This window comes from Paraburkholderia ginsengiterrae, from assembly GCF_001645125.1.
Taxonomy (GTDB): Bacteria; Pseudomonadota; Gammaproteobacteria; order Burkholderiales; family Burkholderiaceae; genus Paraburkholderia; species Paraburkholderia ginsengiterrae.
The window spans coordinates 70,787-87,426 of record NZ_LXKA01000382.1 but is presented as its reverse complement, the minus strand read 5'-3'; the positions used below and the strand labels follow the sequence as shown (position 1 = coordinate 87,426).

Here is a 16,640-nt window from a genome sequence, read left to right as displayed (position 1 = left end):
CTAACCCGGGCACCACCGGCATTCAGATCGACGCCTCAAGCGGCGGCACTCTCGATTGCATCAGGAAGCGCGGCTCCCGGCGCCACTGCGTCGCCTGCTCGAACGCATAGCCGTAAGCGAGCAATCGTGCCTCGCTCCAGGCCGGCCCGACGAACGAGAGTCCTACTGGCAAGCCGCGGACGAATCCCGCCGGCACGCTGAGATGCGGATACCCGGCGACGGCCGCCGGCGTCGAGAATCCGTCGCCGGCGCTGTCGCCGTTGATCAGGTCCGTTAGCCATGCAGTGCCCCCGGTCGGTGCGATGATCGCGTCAAGGCGGTGTTCGCGGAACGCATGATCGAGACCGTCCTCACGCGCGCGTTTCCCGCACACGGCGAGCGCTTTGCGATAGACATCACTGTCCAGATCGCCGAGTGCCTGCGCCTGCACAAACAGCTCCTGGGCAAAGAACGGCATCTCGCTCTCGCGATGCTTTTCATTGAAGGCGATGACGTCGGCCAGATTCTTCACTGGCGCGTCGGGCGCGAACTGCGCGAGCCAAAGCGGCAACGCGTGTTTGAACTCGTGCAGCAAGACGCTTTGTTCCTCATTGGCATAGTCGACCTTCGGCAGCTCGATCGGGTCGACGATCGTCGCACCGAGCGCGATAAGCTGCGCAATTGCGCGTTCGATCTCGCCGTCGATCTCGTCGTGCGCGGTGAAGTACTCGCGCGCAACACCAATGCGCGCTCCGCGCAAGGCGTTCTGGTCGAGCGCCGCAACGTAGTCGTCAGGCGGCGGCGCCTTCAGCGTCGCGGGGTCGTTATCGTCCCGGCCCGCAATCGCCGCCAGCAGCCGGGCCGCGTCGGACACTGTCCGGGTCATCGGACCGGGCGTATCCTGCGTGCTCGAGATTGGCACGATCCCATCGCGGCTCACACGGCCGACGGTCGGCTTGAGGCCGACGATTCCGTTGATCGATGCGGGCGACGTAATGGAGCCGTCGGTCTCGGTGCCGATCGCCATCGACGCGAGGCCGGCCGCGATGGCCGCGGCCGACCCTGAACTCGACCCGCTCGGGTTGCGATCGAGCGCATGCGGATTGCGCGTGAAGCCGCCACGCGCGCTCCAGCCGCTCGTCGCCCGCGTCGAACGGATATTTGCCCACTCGCTGAGATTTGTTTTGCCCACTATGACGGCGCCAGCCTCGCGCAGCCGCGCGACCAGAAAGGCGTCGCGCGTGGCATGCATGCCGTCGAGCACAAGCGAGCCCGCTGTGGTCGACATCCGGTCGCCCGTTGCAATATTGTCTTTAACGACAAGCGCCGCGCCATGCAACGGACCACGCAGTTTGCCGGCGTGCCGCTCGGCATCGAGGGACATTGCAATTCGATGCGCGTCCGGGTTCAGTTCGATGATGCTACGCAGTTGCGGCCCTCGGCGGTCGATGGCTTCGATGCGTTGCAGATAGTGCGCGAGCGTCGCGCTGGCGAAAGACGGGTCCTGCGGAATCGGGCCATCACCGGGCCCGGAGCGGATATTTGCGGCGTTGATCGGTCGTGAGCCCAGGGCGGTACCTAGCCAGGCCAGGGAAGCGAAAAAACGGCGTCTTTGCATTGATGTCCAGTCGGGTTAGAGAGGCGTTGCGAGCCTATCCGAACAAAATTGGACGATCAATGTTGCGCCTTGGGCCGCACGTAGGGCAAAACAGCATCCAGTCGAAAACATGGTTGCTTCTCGCAAGCCGCCGTGGTCGGCGCACAGACAATGCCGTCTGTGCGCCGCGCAGAGCCTCGCAGCGCGCTACTTGAATGTGATGAGACTTTGCGGCGAGGGCGGCAGCGGCGCTACGCTGACCGTTGAAAACCCCGCTTCGCGGCCCATCTCCTCGAACTCGCGCGCCGTGTATGCATCACCTTGTGGTGTAGACGCAAGCATCACGAAGGAGAACGCAGCGGCGAACGGTGGCGACACGCGATCGTCATTAGGAACGAAATCCACGGCTAGTACTTGCCCTCCGGGACTGAGGCTCCTGCGCACCTTCGAGAGCATTTCCACGCAGGTTGGCCGATCGAAGTGATGCAGGAAATTCGTGATCAGCACGAGATCGAAATCCTTTCCCCAATCGACTTCAAACGCGCTGCCCGCGATCGTGTGATGACGCGCGCTCACACCGGACGCTGCGGCGTTTTCCTTCGCGATCTCCAGTACTGCTTGCCAGTCGGTTGCGACAATTTCCGCGCCGGGGACCGCCTTGGCGATCGCGATGCCGAACAGCCCGTGCCCAGCGGCAATATCGAGCACGCGCTTCGGAGCTTGCGGCCATCCGCCCACTTGTTGAGCGATGTTCTGTGCGGTTGGCGCCACAAATGGCACCATCGCGCGAGCGAATTTCAACCAAACGGGGTGGTCTGGGGCCATATTGCCCAGTCCAATGGATCCGCCCTTGCGAACGAACACAACCGGATCGTCCAGCCACAGTGCCATCATCTCGGGGGCCGCAAAAAAATCCACGATGCTGCCCATCGCGGCCGGCGAGGAACTTGTAAGGAACACGGACGTCGACGGCGTTAATCGATAGTACTCCGTCTCTTTCTGCAGAAACCCCAGCACAGTCAGATAGTCGCACAGTATGCGCACACCGCGCTCTGAGGCCTCCACGCGCCTCGCTATGCGCGAGAGCTCGCCATCCTCATTCTGGATCGCGGTGAACAGATCGAGCGCGACTGCGGCCTTTATCGCCGCGGTCTTCTGATATCCGCTTATGGCGTCGATGAAGGCTTCCGGAGAGATGTCATCCATGATCAAAGTCCTTTCGCGTGAATTGAGAAAGTGGCGGTCGGTGCTTCTACCTACGTGTTGCTAAGACGCGCGTTTTATCGGCGAGGAAATCCGGTAAACCACCGCGCTGTTCCCGTTACGTTGCCTCCCGGATGCCTGCCATGTGACGTAACGTTCCCTTCGCACCGGGTGGATCGCTCGCTTATTGGCAGGCCTTGATCCGCAGGTCCAACCCGGCCGGCGATGATTTGTCTAACGAAATGGAATAGGGAATCGAGCCTATACCGCCAATAGGACAACGGAATACGGCTTTCCTGGAAACAAGCGGGATCACGTGCTCAAGATGTTCTATGTCTTTTTTGACTTGATGTGGACTCATGGTCTACCCGCAGCGATACCTTGCCGAGTTCAAGTCGAAGCATAAACCGTACCGCGAGGACCTCTGCTTTTGTACCGGCTCACGGACCCGCCTGGACGGTTCTCGCCATCTCGGCGTCCACCTCGGGTTTGATGCTGTCCGCGACCGCTCGCAGCCAATCAAGAAACGCCGGCTGACCCTTGTCGACCGCCATGGCGATCGAGACCGGCAACTCCTGGCTAGCCAGGCAGTCCTTCGGCACCGACGCGAGCCCGGGCACCTTCCTTTGCAACATGCGGAAAAAGAACTTGTCGATCGGCACTACGTCGGCGCGGTGTGCCAGGATCTCGCCCGTGGCCAAATCGGTGAGGTTCCCAGGTATGCCGTCCCGCGCCGCCCGGACGAGCCGCTTCTGCAGCCAGGCCCCTTGTGGTGTGCCGACGATGAAACCGATCGTCACCGCGGATTGATCGAGATCGTCGAGCCGGGCTGCGGCCGCCACCTTGGGATTGTCAGCCAGACCGAACACGCAATGCGCCGAGGCAGAATAGGGAATCATATCCACGACGGCCTCGCGCTCCGGCGTCACCAACAGTGGGGCGATGGAGAGGTCGACCGCGCCGCTCGCCAGAATCGAAACCTTATCGTCCGAGGTGACGGGTGTCGTCTCGATGCTCACTCCAAGGCGGTGGGCATATTCCTCGGCCAATCGCCAGGCAGGGCCGCGGAACGGCGCGGCGTTGACTGAGGGGTTCTTGATCAGCCATGGAAACTCGCTGAGCACCGCGACCCGCAGCACCCCTCTGTGCCGAATGGCATCGATCCGGCTGCTCAACCCTGGCGGCGGCTCGAGGGCGTTGGCAGCCCGAACCGCCAGCGGTGTTGTGAACAGCAAAGCGGCGGCCAGCAGCACATTTGTCCAGGATCTCACGCGAGCGCTCCGTGTCATTCAGGGCGATTTGGGCTTCAGCGTCAGCCCCTGCGTGTATAGGCGTAACGGTGTGCGAGCCAGACCGTTCCGGCGCCGTCAGACAATATGAAGTGCTGGTTCTTGACGTCACGGTCCGGGCCGTCGCGGGTGATGACCGTGTTCATGCGCAGCATCTGCCCCGCCACTTCGGACCCACCGCCCGCAATCGCGAACGGTTCGTGGACGAGCACGACGCCCGCCGCGTCGCCGCGGTCGAAACTGTAGGCGGGCATGATGCCAACCGGCGCTCGCATCTCTATCGACACGTATTTCCACCGGCCTTCCACGCGTTGGAAACTCAGGTAGTCAATGCGCTTGATGTCGTGGCTAGAAGTATCCGAAGCCGGACGGATGAACTCCTGCAGGTAGGACCCGATCATGCGGCGTTCAGCGACGAGTCCGGTTGTCGTGACCGGAGTGCCACCTGGCTTATCCCATACTGTCTCGGTGACGTCCCACAAACCCGCGTATGCCGCCATGGCGGCATTTTCCGGACCAAGTTCATTCAGACGTTCGGCGGCGGAGGTCGCGGCCAAGGGCATGAGCCCGAGCTGGCCAGAGCCTCCTGTCCTGGCTGTTTGTGTCTGCGCTGCCGCCAGCCCGGGAATGAGGACCGAGCCGAATGCTGCTCCAAGGAAATGACGACGTTTCAACATAATGACGTTCCCGCGCTTGCCCGTGGAGGATCGGCCTCGGGCGTACCGGCCGCTTGCTATGTTTAGGCTGGCTGATCCGATGATCCCGATTTTGGTCATGACAAGAGCCTTTCTCGTAGCGGCCCCAGGGGCCTATATGCAAGATACTATTGACCTCCAACTCAGGTATAAAGACTGGTCTCGACAAGGGTGTCGCCACCAGGAGTAGGGAATGGATCGCCTCGCCAGCATGGCCGCCTTCGTTAAAACAGTGGAGGTCGGTTCCTTCGCCACAGCAGCTAGCGCTCTGAACATGTCGCCTCAGATGATCGCCAAACACGTGACCTGGCTCGAAAGCCGTTTGGGCACGCGGTTGCTCAACCGGACGACGCGCCGCCAGAGCCTGACGGATATCGGCAAGGCATATTACGATCGTTGCAAGCTGGTTTTGGCGGATGCGGACTGGGCGGATTCCCTCGCTGACGAGGCCAAGGGAGCACCCCGCGGGCGCTTGCGCGTCAATGCGCCCGTATCGTTTGGCACGCACAGGTTGACGCCGGTCATCGCGCGCTATTTGAGGCAATATCCCACGGTAGAAGTCGATCTCGTGCTCAGTGACCGCTTCGTTGACTTGGTCGAGGAGGAGTTCGAGGCCGTGTTCCGTGTCGGCCCGCTAGTCGACTCCAGCTTTATTGCTCGCGAGCTCGCGCCCTTTCGCCTGGTTGCCTGCGCATCACCCGATTATCTGCGCGAGAGAGGCGTTCCCGCGGTGCCGACCGATCTCGAGACTCACGAATGCCTGGTGTACGCCTCGACGTCAGCCCCCGCCGTCAGTGAGTGGCGCTTTGTGCGCGGTGATGAAAACTACCAGATCGACGTGAAGCATCGCTTGCGAGTAAATGACGCCAAGGCGCTTCTCGTCGCAGCTTTGAACGGCTTCGGCGTCGCTTTCATCGCGGAGGACCTGGTCGGAGAAAGCTTGCGCTCTGGACGTCTTGTCAAAGTGCTGCCTGACTATGAAACCCCGTCACGTCCAATTCACCTTATCTATCATCCTGATCGCCGACAGACGCCGAAACTAAAGAGCTTCATTTCGGCAGTTATAGGCGAACTTGGTAAATAATTTTTGTACTGTTCCATATCCGAGGACAAGCCGCCGAGACTCTCGCCTCGGCCAGGATCCATGACAGATATGCCGGCGATCAATGTCATCGCCGCATGGCTCGCCAATGTGGCAAAACCGTTCGAACACTTATCCGGTCACCGCAGACCTATCGCGAAACAAGCGGGCCTCTTCACGCAGCCATGTCGTGAAAGGGCGAAGACCTTTCTTGGGGCGCGTCGAGGTCGTCTCCACGAGGCGATACGAGAAACCCGGCAGGCAGGGGCCTTCGATCCGGCACAGGCGGCCAGTGCGTAGTTCTTCGTCGATCAACACGTTACTGCACATCAACGGCCCAAGACCACACTCCGCGGCGTAGAGCGCGAGCATTTCTTCGCTATACCAGGAAATTCGGAAATCGACGCTTTGATTGTGTTCGACGAGCGCGAGCCACGCGGACCAGTCCGGGGCATTCAGCGCGCGGTTTTCCCACTTGTAGGCGAGTAGCGGGCGTTTGCGGAAGTCCTCGATCGTCGGGATACGGTCTTCAGGACAAATACCCCGATCGGCGACCGCGATATAGCAGTCCTCCAGAATCACGGAATCCTGTTGATCCGTATCGACGGGTCCATACCGAATAGCGACGTCGATGTCTTCGGCGCGCAGATCGACGGCTTTCTCCGAGCCGTGGATATGCACCATGATGTCCGGGTGGATGGCATTGAACTGCGACAGCCTGGGCATCAACCAGCGCTCCGCGAATGCGCGGGTGGCCGAGATCTGGATCGAGTCTTCGTTTGTGCGAGTATTGACGACCTCGAACGCCTGAGCGATTTGGTCGAAGCCGTCTCTTAGGAGCGGGTAAATCGTCTTGCCCACTGGCGTGAGCGTGACCGCACGACCCGTTCTTTCGAAAAGTTTGTGGCCAATGCGTGCTTCGAGTTGCCGGATCTGATGGCTCACTGCCGTGATGGTCACGGACAGTTCAGCCGCGGCTGCTGTGAAGCTTTGATGCCGGGCTGCGGCCTCGAATGCGCGGATTGAATTGAGCGGTGGCAACTTACGCATGGCGAAATACCTTCATCCGGAAGTCGGCCGGTTAGGGTGAATGCATTTTACCGTAACCGGCCGCGCGCACCAGCTGGGCTCGCCGCCGCCGTTTCGTCGTCATCGCGCGAACACCGGCCCGCTGCGGAGCGGGCTGCGTGCCAAAAGCGGATTCAGATGATCGAATAATGCGCGTCAGTCGGCATCATCCCATTGACCGCTGTGACATCCTGCGGGCAGGCCGACATTACGATGATGAGATCCATTTCCGCGCGCAATGCGACGTACTGGCCGGCCTGACTGACTGGCTGCGCGAATCCCAGTTGACCGTTCCCGCGCACCGGCACATTCATGAACAGGTTCAGCGGACAGGGCGTTTCTTGCGGCTTCAGGCCGAGTCTTGCGAGCGCAGCGGCGAGGTTGTCGGTGCAGTTGTCATGGTAGCCGACCACGCCCAGCTGTGCGTAACGATGCCTGTCGCAGGCTGCGATCAGCGTGTCGTGCACGCCTGGCGTCGTGTCTTCGACCAGCGTCAGGATAGCGCGCCGATGGTTCGTGAGCAGTGTATCGCCCACCTTCGGCACGAGCTTCAGCATCGACGTACGGCTATGCTCCATCGACATCGATTCGCCGATGTCATCCTGATTGAACGCCCACGTATCGACTACCTGATGACCGTGTGTATTGATCACCTTGATGGTCATGCCTTTGGCGAGCTGGACCGCCACCCCGCTGCGCGCGGGAATACGCATGGGCGCACTGTCAGGACCAGGGGATGTCGTATTCATTAGCTGTTCTCCACGGAAATTTTATTGGACCGGCCGCGCCCGCAACACTGACTCGACCGCGAGACAGGTGCGCAGGAGCCGATCGTCGTGCCCCTGCGGCGCGGAAAAAAGTACTGATGTAGGCAGACCCTGTCGATCGACGCCCGACGGCATGGCAACACCTGGCATATCAAGGAGACTTCCTGGCATCGTCAGCGAAAGGGTCTCGAGATTGATCGCGGCAAACAAACGATCATCGGCCTCGAGCGCGGCAAGCGAAGGCGCGACATGTTTGACCGTCGGCGTGACCAGCACAGCGTCGCCGAGTTCGTGCAGCATGTTCAGCATCAGTTCGGCGCGCAAGGTTAGGATGCGGTTTTCCGCGTACCGATCGATGTCTCTGGCAGCCAGCAGTCTGCTGCGAACACGACGATCAAGCTGATCGCCGCGCTCGCCTTCGACGACTTCCCGAAGCAGCGACCACGCCTCTATGGCGCCGAGCCAGCCCTGTGTCGCGATCAGCTCGCGCGTGCGCATGAATGCTTGGACGGGGCGCTCTTCCACGCGCACACCGCATTGACGCAACCGCGTCACGACATTGCGTAGATTGCGCGCGACGTCTGACTGGAGCGCCGAGTCCTCGAGCACCGACGAATCGACGACGAACCGGACGCGCTCCAGCGGTGCGGCACACACGCCAATATCCGCGCAGCCGCGCATCGCGCGGTCGAGGAGCACACAGTCTTCGACGGTACGGGCGAGCGGCCCGAGGGTATCGAGTGTGACGGCGAGCGGATGGATGCCGCCCATGTCGTAGCGGCGGGTCGATGCGCGAAAGCCGACCAGTCCGTTGAACGCAGCCGGCACGCGGATCGAGCCGGCGGTATCGGTTCCGATTGCCGCTGTCACGAGGCCGTGTTGCACCGCGATCGCTGACCCGGAAGACGAACCGCCGGGTGCACGTGGCGCTGAAGTGTGGAAGTCCGCGGTTGGCGTGCCGAAGTGCGGATTGAGCCCAAGCCCCGAGAAGGCGAATTCGCTCAGATTCGTCTTGCCGACCGGAATCATCCCTGCTGCCCGCATCGCGGCAATCACGGCGGCGTCCCGGGATGCCGGCGGTGATTCGATCCGTGTGATCGTTCCAGCCGTCGTTATGCTGCCTGCCACGTCGATCATGTCTTTCACGGCGAACGGAATGCCATCGAGCCGGCCAAGCGGCGCGCCCAGGCTGCGTCTGCGGGCCGCTTCCACGGCGTCGTCGTGCGCACCTTCTATGAACGAGATGAAGACATGGCGCGCCGCGCGCGATTTACTGATCGATGTGCTGACCAGCTCGACCGCTTCGATGCTGCCATCGTGCAGCCCTAACGCCGTCCCGGTCATCGTCAGATCGGTGTGCATGACGATCGCGTCGTAACGAAGTCTAGCGAGCGCCAGCCAGTTGACGGGCCAGCACCGGTACCGCAGCGAACGCGTCCGCCACCGACGCCTCATGTCGTGCGTCGCCGAACTCCTGGTAGCTGATGCTGATCGCGTGGCTTTCTTCGACACCCAGATAGTGCGCGCAGGTCAGGATGTGGGTCTCCAGGTGATTCATCTTTTCGCGCACGCCGCCAGGGCCGAATCCAAATTCGCCGTGCGAACTCAGAATGACGAGCTTCTTGCCGCTCATGACTGGCTCCAGCGGAAAGTCTCCACGTGCGAGATCGAACGTGAACGTCTTGCCGATCCGGATGACCTTGTCGAACCACGACTTGAGAGCTGCCGGCATCCCATAGTTATACATTGGCGTGCCGATCACGATCAGGTCTGCGCGGTCGAGCTCGTCGATCAGTTCGTCGGACAGACGCAATGTCTCGCGTTGTTCCGGCGTGACGTTCTCGTCAGGCGTGAAGACGGCAGCGATCCAATCCTCCGTGATGATGGGGGGCGGATTGGCCCCGACGTCACGGGTAATGATCTTTGCAGCGGGCTCGAGCTGCGTCCAGGCGTCGATGAAGGCGCCCGAGAGCTTGCGGCTGAGGGAGCGGCCATTGCGCGCGCTGGCATCGATGTGCAGAAGGGTAGTCATCGCGTGTGCATTCCTTGGCTATCTGAAACTTGAAGAACAGGAACACCGATTTAGCCATGATGCTTTCGTCAGCGCGATTGATGAATTTTTCCTGTATGTTGAGAAAAATTCAACCGCGCCGGGCACGTGGCGGATGTCACATTTTTCTCAACCCATGTTGAGAATTCATCGATTTCGCCGTTAATTTGTCTCCGCTTAAATCCGCACTCAGAGATTCCGAGTCGTGACCCCAGGAGGAGACGGTAGTGTCAAACGATCAGATGGCGCAAGCGCATGCGGACACCAGCACCGCATACGACATGCACGGTATAGAGCCCGTGCCGGATGAAAGCAGAACATCCGGACAGCTGGACCAGTTCTGGATCTGGGCCGGTGCGAACGTCGCACCAATCAATTGGGTGCTGGGGGCAATCGGCATCCAACTGGGGCTGAGTCTCGTCGAGACGCTGGCGGTGATCGTGATCGGCAACGTGCTGGGTTGTGCATTGTTCGGCGCGATGTGCGTGATCGGACATCGCTCGGGCGTTCCGCAAATGGTGCTGTCGAGGCTGGCGTTCGGCCGGCGCGGCGCATGGCTGCCCACGCTCATGCAGGTGTTGATGCCGATGGGTTGGGTGGCGATCAACACATGGATTGTTCTGGATCTTGCCGTGGCGGCGCTTGAGCGCATGGGCATAAGCGGCGGCATCGAACTCAAATATGTCATTGCGATCGCGGTCATGCTGATCCAGTTGGGCATCGCGACATGGGGCTTTCACGCGATCCGGTATTTCGAGCGTTACACGATGCCGTTCGTCCTGGTCATCATGGTCGTGATGACCGTGCTTGCCTTCACGCACGTTGATATTCACTGGCACGTTTCAACCGCCCAAGGTGTCGGGAAGCTCTCCGCGATGAGCAAGCTGATGACCGCGATCGGCATCGGATGGGGTATTTCGTGGCTCGTCTATGCATCGGACTACACACGCTTCACGAAGCTGACGTTGAGCAGCCAGCAGGTATTTCGCGCGACCTCGCTCGGCATGTTCGTTCCGACCGTCTGGCTGGCTTTTCTGGGCGCGGCGATCGCGTCGGCAGGAAGCGGCGCCGATCCCGCCCAACTCATCATTGCCGTGTTCGGTGCGATGGCTTTGCCTGTTCTGCTCGTACTTGTCCACGGCCCGATCGCGACAAATATCGTCGTCATTTATTCGGCGGCGCTCGCGACGCTGTCGCTGGATCTGCGCGTTCCGCGCTGGGTCGTCTCCGTCGCGTCCGGCATTGTCGGCCTCCTTATCCTTTATCTGTTCCTGCATTCAGGCGCGTTTGCGAGCACTTTCGAGGATCTGATGGTCTTCTTTGTCGTGTGGATCGCGCCGTGGGCCGGCATCGTGCTCGTTGATTTCTTTCTGGTCCGTCGCGGCCGGATCGAAGTCGATGCGCTTTACTGTCACCACTCGGTGAGTGGCTGCGGAGACGTCAAGTGGTCCGGCATTGCGGCGTTGGCGTTGGGCGTGATCGCAGCCTGGCTCTTTCAGATCGGCAGTATCGAATCGATGCAGGGACCCATCGCGATGGCGCTGGGAGGTATCGATCTCTCATGGCTCGCCGGGCTCGGCGCGGGCGGCGGGAGCTACTACCTTTTTCATCTTGCGCGGCGCGACGTCCGGTCGGAACAGACGCCGCTCGCCGATAACAGGAGTTCGACATGAACAGCGTGCGTATGGACAACATCAGTTGGCTCGAATACGAGCAGCGGGTCAAGGCCGGATCGGTCGTATTTCTTCCTTGCGGCGCGACGGAACAGCACGGACCTCATCTTCCTCTTGGAACTGATGCGTTGCTGGCGAGCGCGATTTGCGAGGACGCGGCCCGTGAGGTCGGTGGCGTCGTAGCGCCGGCGATTTCATACGGCTATAAATCACAACCGAGGAGCGGCGGTGGTCAGCATTTCTGCGGCACTACGAGTGTCGACGGCGCGACGTTGAGCGGAATGATTCGTGATGCGGTGCGGGAGTTTCACCGTCACGGTGTCAGGCGTCTTGTGATCGTCGTCGGGCATTTTGAAAACCAGTGGTTCGTGACCGAGGGTATCGAACTCGCGATGCGCGACATCGGTGACAACAGCGGGATGGAAGTCATGCGTGTCGAGCACTGGGAGTTCTGTCGCAAGGAAACGCTCGACGCGATTTTCCCGGACGGGTTTCCCGGCATTGCGCTCGAACATGCCGCCGTGATCGAGACGTCGATGATGCTTCACTATCATCCGCAACTGGTATCGCTCGAGAGTATCCCGGAGCACGGCCCGGCGAAATTCCCGACCTACGATATGTACCCGGCGCGCACGGCGTGGGTTCCGTCGAGCGGCGTGCTGTCATCTGCGAAGGATTCGAGCAGCGAGAAAGGGCGTTTGCTGGTGACGGATGTGGTCGATGGGATCGCGACGGCCGTGCGTCAAGAATTCGGACTGCCCGGTCATGTGCATGTGACGTCACTGCAGCCGCAGGTCGTCGATTGACGACGACCGAAACCAGCTGACGTGACCGCCACGTCCGCAAAAAAACGCCTAGCCGAGAGCCGGGTGAAGCCACCAGGAATCTGGCAACAGAGGATGTCCGTGTTAGCAAACAGGCTCGCGCATCCCATGATCGCGGGCCTGTTTCGCATTGACAGCGAGGTCTGCCGGCTCAGGATCGCGCCGCGTCAATCAATGACAACGGGTTGCGGGTCTCCCGAGGTGGCTGAATTTGTCTGCAAGCCGCATCGGGGAGCGCTTCAGAAGTCGGAACGTGTCCAAGATCGAAAATTCAAGGGGCTGTAGTGGACTACGACAGTCCTCGCCATCAATCGGAACGAGTGGCAGGCCATTCGTGCTCGGCGCGACCCGTGCTAGCGGTGCGCTGTCATCGATCTGAATGGCAGCTTTGGGAAATATTGAGTGTCCCCTTCGGGTCGAGTCCGGGCAAAGTCTTCATCTGCGAGCTCCCGTTCACTTCCCAACGGCGTCGCACCCGCCGCGGTGTAGTATTCCAGCGTGGATAAATTATCGATTGGGCTCGGACGCGAGCACGTTCTCCGCACCTGTTTGAGTCTCGCCAGGAGACAGAAACAAGCCTGACAGCAGCTCCGGCGAAACGTCGAGTGGTGGTATACGTGACAGCGGCGTCGATGGGGAATTCCTAATGTCAAATGAGTGGAAGCACCGCGTGAGGCTGTTTGTTCAGCGTTTCTGGCAACCCACCAGCGCATGCATGACCTGCATGCCGGGGAGCTGGGGCAACGTCATAAGCCTTGTGCACTGGACGATCGCACTGCGGACAGGACTGTTCACCGGACTTCTGGCTGTACTCTTGACCTTTACGCCGGCTTCGAAACTCTACGGGCATCGATATGGCAATGCCCTGATCCTCGGGTGCCTGACAACGTTGGGCGACGCTTACTCACACAAGAGTCACTACCACATCCCCGTGATCGAGCACGTCGCGACGGGTGTTGTTTCGGGTTTGTTCGCACTGGCCGCCTCGTATCTCCTTGAAGATCGCGCGCGGCGAGTTCGGGCCGCATGGGCACGCGTTTTCCGATAGTCGTTCCGCTTACTGTCTGAGACGTTCTGGGCGCGCACAATGCGGTGTCCGTGTTGTGGTGGTGACGCAGTGCGGCCATGAAGGGATGCTCGACATACCTCCGTGAATTGCTGACAATCGATTTCCGAATCATCGCCAGTCACGAATCGCCCGTGTACGGCGTCCATTAAAGAAACGTCAGCCTCTGGCGACATGCGTCTGAACGGCGAGAAAAGTGCTGTGGTAGCGTCAGCGAACTCAACGGGGAAGACGGTGTTTCGGGAAATCAAAGCTCGCATAAACTCAATCGGCGCCCCTCTTGCCAGTCTGCTTCTCAGCGATCTGATGCGGATCCTGGCAGAAATGGTTGGCTATATCACGCTCCCTTGGTGGATCGTTCACCGCGGTGGCGCGCATGACTTGGCGATCTACAGCGTAAGCATCGCAATCACCACGATTTTTGCAATGCCGCTGCTTTCGCCACTCGGGGATCGCTATGCAAAGAGACCGCAGATTGCATGGGGTTTATGCACCCTGATGGTCGTCGCCTTTACCCTCGCTACGCTCGCTTCGCGGTCCGACTACCGACTTGTGCCCATCATCTGCATAGGCGTGGTCACCGTCATAGCAAAAGCTTTCGTTGATCCTGCCAGCTCCACCATTTCGGCCGAACTTCTTCCGGCGAATCGTTTGGCCGAAGCGCTTCGTTTTCGTAAGTCGATGCAAGCTGCTGGCCGTGCTTTAGGTCCAGCATTGGCTGGCGTGACATTAGTCCTGGGCGGTATCGCCGCGACATTTTGGATCAACGGCATACTGCTCGGCGTCGCTGCTTATGTGACTTTGCAGCTTCCCTCGCAATCTCAACATCGAGAACACCATCGCGGTCTAGCCGGTTGGTGGACAGACCTGCGCACCGGACTGCATGCTAAATGGATCGTACCGTTAGAGCGCGGCTGGACACTTGTAAACTTCCTCGTCTGGATATTCCAAGGGCCCGCAGTCGGCATGCTGATCCCGCTCAAAGTTCAATCACTCGGGATGTCGGGTCTTTGGCTAGGCGTTTGCGAAGCGGCCTTATCCATAGGTCTACTACTCGGAAGCTTTCGTGGTTCTGATGCACTAGTTAATCGTTTCGGCCGATTCAATGTGCGGGTAGGGGCCGCTATGTGCGAAGGATTGGCACTTGCTGCTTCGGGCTGGGTCCACTCACCCATCGCTCTCGTATCGGCGCTTGCATGCGTGGGTTTCGCCAATGCTTCAATGGGACTCGTTGGCGCGACTCACCGTTCATTGGCTATTCCGCAGAATTTCCGCGTACGCATTCTCGCTGCCAGCATGATGACCACGCAGATTGCGAGCATTCTCGGGCCGATGATCGCAGGCGCGGCGCTCACGCATTGGGCGGTCGGCAAGGTCTATACATGCTTCGGCCTCGCCACTTGTCTGCTCGCTTTTGGTTTCGTCCTGATTCCGCGATCGCGCGAATTCTTTGCGCTTAACCACGATCAGGTGAAAGACTGGTTTCGTCACGAATATCCCCATGCATTCGAATCACTCACGGTGCGCGAGTCGAAACGGGCTACGTAGATCGCGACGCTTCAAGGGATCGCGGGCTGTCGTTCAAAGCACTCGAAGTACGCGTCGCATATTAGCATCGCGTGAGGCAGAGTTCGGCCAATGTCGGTCTTTGCGCCCAGCGTTAAGACGGACACCTGAATGTCGGCTCCATTCGAGTACCGGACGCCTGGCGGCGCGATCATCGCGATTTGGCTAACTGAGGAGTCTCGATGCCGTCCGGACGATCTCATCGACGAACACTTTGACCATGGGATGGTTGCGCTCGCCGCGGCGATAAGCGACGTAGATCTTGCGGCGAACCTCGGGCCTCAGCTTTACCCATGCCACGCCGCGCGGCGAGCGTAGCATCCTGAGTCCGGGGGCGACTGACACCGAGCACCCGGAGGCCACCATCGCTTCGACCATCTCGGATCCACGGCATTTGGCGTTGGTCCGAGGCTCAAATCCGGCGCGGCGGCATAAATCGGCGACGAAGCTGCCGAAAGGCCCCCTCCTCGATTCCATTGCCCAGGTTTCGTCCCTGAGATCGGCCAAGCTAATCGACGGTTTTTTGCTCAGCGGGTGGTCAGTCGAGACTGTCACGTACCACACATCCTCGGCCAGCGGTACAACCGTGACGTGTTCCCGATTATCGCCCGCGACGATTGAGAGATCGTCAATCAAGGCGATGTCCGTTCTCCAGGATCGCAGTGCCGCCACCCCGTCAATCGCCTCCAGTTCTTCGATGACGATCTCCAGGCGCGGATACGTGTGCCGCAGCGCCTTGACCGTGTCGGGGAGCACCACCGACGCGACCGACGGAAACGCGGCGACGCGCAGTTCGCCAGCTATCTCGCGCCGAAGCTCTGCCATTTCTGAGCGAGCCTCGTCCATCACGACCATTAGCCGCTCGGCGTGCGCCACCAGCGCGTGGCCCGCCGGAGTAAGCCTGACTCCGCGGCCGATACGCTCCGTAAGCTTGACGCCGGCTTCTTCTTCCAGTTGTGCGATCTGCTGCGACACCGCTGAGGACGTCAGGGACAGAGCCTCAGCGGCGGCAGCCATCGTGCCACATCGCGCCAGCTCCAGGAGCGCGCGCAGTCGACCGACTTCCAAGGTATGTGTCTCCGGGAAAATCGTGCTGATTCAATAAATTTCCTAATGTATTACATAAGAAACGATAAGTATACGTAAGCATATTTGCAGCCTACGATTGAATCGTCTAACAGAGTCAGGGAACAGCCGCGAGGCGCATGCGTAGTGCCGCGTCTGGTCAACTGCGTCACTGGTAAGCAACTTTTGGAGATTATTATGTTTGCCTTCCTTCTCACACGGATTAGCCGCTGGTTTGAGCGCGCCGAACAACACCGCAATGACGAGTACCTGGCGGGCGCGCGAGATCTTGCCGAACTCGAACGGCGCATGCGCTCGCTGGAAAGCTGCTGCTGACTGATTTAATGCCTCCGCCCTCAGAGGACCAAAGATCGTGCTGCGTCAATCCTTGCGGTCACCGACGATTTTTGCCGTCTGTCGTAATCCGCAAGCTGCCATTCGCGCGATGAGGCTGCGGCCGTCCGCAACGGGTCGTTTATCGTCTCCGATGGTAGACGCGGACTGGCACTCGAGTACTCCGACGGTGCGCACACGGTTTGAAAACAACCGCACCTAATCGACCTCATCGGCTAGCGACTAGCCACTAGCGACATCAGGCGTCGCGAGCTGGCCGATCACTCAAACTTGAACGGAATATTGGTTAGCTCATTCGCATCGCGCCAGCGGGGAATTCTTCATACGCACATAAGCCGACAACAATGAATTGCTTTGTCTGCG

Annotated in this window: 15 protein-coding genes; 6 read left to right on the top strand and 9 right to left on the bottom strand. The window is 60.1% G+C overall.

The features are described 5' to 3' along the window. Window positions 1–22 precede the first annotated feature (22 nt). The 4 genes from A6V37_RS36660 to A6V37_RS36645 form a co-directional block, all read right to left on the bottom strand. Window positions 23–1,597 carry an amidase gene (locus tag A6V37_RS36660; protein ID WP_064265119.1) on the bottom strand — a complete coding sequence of 525 codons (1,575 nt, stop codon included), beginning with the start codon at window positions 1,595–1,597 and terminating at the stop codon, window positions 23–25. 186 nt (window positions 1,598–1,783) lie between these two features. After that, entirely contained in the window at window positions 1,784–2,782 is a 999-nt protein-coding gene (locus tag A6V37_RS36655) for a class I SAM-dependent methyltransferase (RefSeq protein WP_064265118.1), read from the bottom strand. A gap of 437 nt (window positions 2,783–3,219) precedes the next feature. Beyond that, window positions 3,220–4,050, bottom strand: coding sequence for a substrate-binding periplasmic protein (locus A6V37_RS36650; protein WP_064265117.1), 831 nt, complete (start codon window positions 4,048–4,050; stop codon window positions 3,220–3,222). Window positions 4,051–4,091: 41 nt separating this feature from the next. Then, window positions 4,092–4,745, bottom strand: a complete 654-nt coding sequence (locus tag A6V37_RS36645) for a hypothetical protein (protein WP_157447934.1) — start codon at window positions 4,743–4,745, stop codon at window positions 4,092–4,094. Window positions 4,746–4,956: 211 nt separating this feature from the next. On the opposite strand from A6V37_RS36645, the gene A6V37_RS36635 reads away from it, so the two are divergent. Next, a complete protein-coding gene (locus A6V37_RS36635) occupies window positions 4,957–5,847 on the top strand; it encodes a LysR family transcriptional regulator (RefSeq protein ID WP_064265114.1) in 891 nt (296 codons plus the stop codon). A gap of 129 nt (window positions 5,848–5,976) precedes the next feature. Here A6V37_RS36635 and A6V37_RS36630 read toward each other — a convergent pair whose 3' ends face one another. The 4 genes from A6V37_RS36630 to A6V37_RS36615 form a co-directional block, all read right to left on the bottom strand. Beyond that, complete coding sequence (locus tag A6V37_RS36630; protein ID WP_064265113.1) at window positions 5,977–6,894, bottom strand: LysR family transcriptional regulator; 918 nt, start codon at window positions 6,892–6,894, stop codon at window positions 5,977–5,979. Window positions 6,895–7,046: 152 nt separating this feature from the next. Further along, on the bottom strand, window positions 7,047–7,661 hold the full coding sequence (locus A6V37_RS36625; protein WP_064265112.1) for a DUF1989 domain-containing protein: 615 nt from the start codon (window positions 7,659–7,661) through the stop codon (window positions 7,047–7,049). Between the two features lie 21 nt (window positions 7,662–7,682). Then, window positions 7,683–9,041: an amidase family protein gene (locus tag A6V37_RS36620; protein ID WP_207547560.1), complete on the bottom strand. Its 1,359-nt coding sequence runs from the start codon at window positions 9,039–9,041 to the stop codon at window positions 7,683–7,685. A gap of 22 nt (window positions 9,042–9,063) precedes the next feature. Beyond that, window positions 9,064–9,711 (bottom strand): FMN-dependent NADH-azoreductase, encoded by a 648-nt coding sequence (locus A6V37_RS36615; protein ID WP_064265111.1) that lies wholly within the window; start codon window positions 9,709–9,711, stop codon window positions 9,064–9,066. Between the two features lie 245 nt (window positions 9,712–9,956). On the opposite strand from A6V37_RS36615, the gene A6V37_RS36610 reads away from it, so the two are divergent. From A6V37_RS36610 to A6V37_RS36590, 4 genes are all read left to right on the top strand, one after another. After that, window positions 9,957–11,402, top strand: coding sequence for a purine-cytosine permease family protein (locus A6V37_RS36610; protein WP_207547559.1), 1,446 nt, complete (start codon window positions 9,957–9,959; stop codon window positions 11,400–11,402). Then, window positions 11,399–12,208, top strand: a complete 810-nt coding sequence (locus A6V37_RS36605; protein ID WP_064265109.1) for a creatininase — start codon at window positions 11,399–11,401, stop codon at window positions 12,206–12,208. The genes A6V37_RS36610 and A6V37_RS36605 overlap by 4 nt, the downstream gene beginning before the upstream one ends. Before the next feature lie 664 nt (window positions 12,209–12,872). Beyond that, complete coding sequence (locus A6V37_RS42695) at window positions 12,873–13,274, top strand: hypothetical protein (protein WP_064265107.1); 402 nt, start codon at window positions 12,873–12,875, stop codon at window positions 13,272–13,274. Window positions 13,275–13,466: 192 nt separating this feature from the next. Further along, complete coding sequence (locus A6V37_RS36590; RefSeq protein ID WP_242665697.1) at window positions 13,467–14,840, top strand: MFS transporter; 1,374 nt, start codon at window positions 13,467–13,469, stop codon at window positions 14,838–14,840. Window positions 14,841–15,023: 183 nt separating this feature from the next. Here the strand turns inward: A6V37_RS36590 and A6V37_RS36585 are convergent, their stop codons facing one another. Next, window positions 15,024–15,926 carry a LysR family transcriptional regulator gene (locus tag A6V37_RS36585; protein ID WP_064265106.1) on the bottom strand — a complete coding sequence of 301 codons (903 nt, stop codon included), beginning with the start codon at window positions 15,924–15,926 and terminating at the stop codon, window positions 15,024–15,026. A gap of 144 nt (window positions 15,927–16,070) precedes the next feature. Here A6V37_RS36585 and A6V37_RS41130 point away from each other — a divergent pair, with 144 nt between their 5' ends. After that, window positions 16,071–16,259: a DUF3563 family protein gene (locus A6V37_RS41130; protein ID WP_242665696.1), complete on the top strand. Its 189-nt coding sequence runs from the start codon at window positions 16,071–16,073 to the stop codon at window positions 16,257–16,259. Window positions 16,260–16,640: the final 381 nt, after the last annotated feature.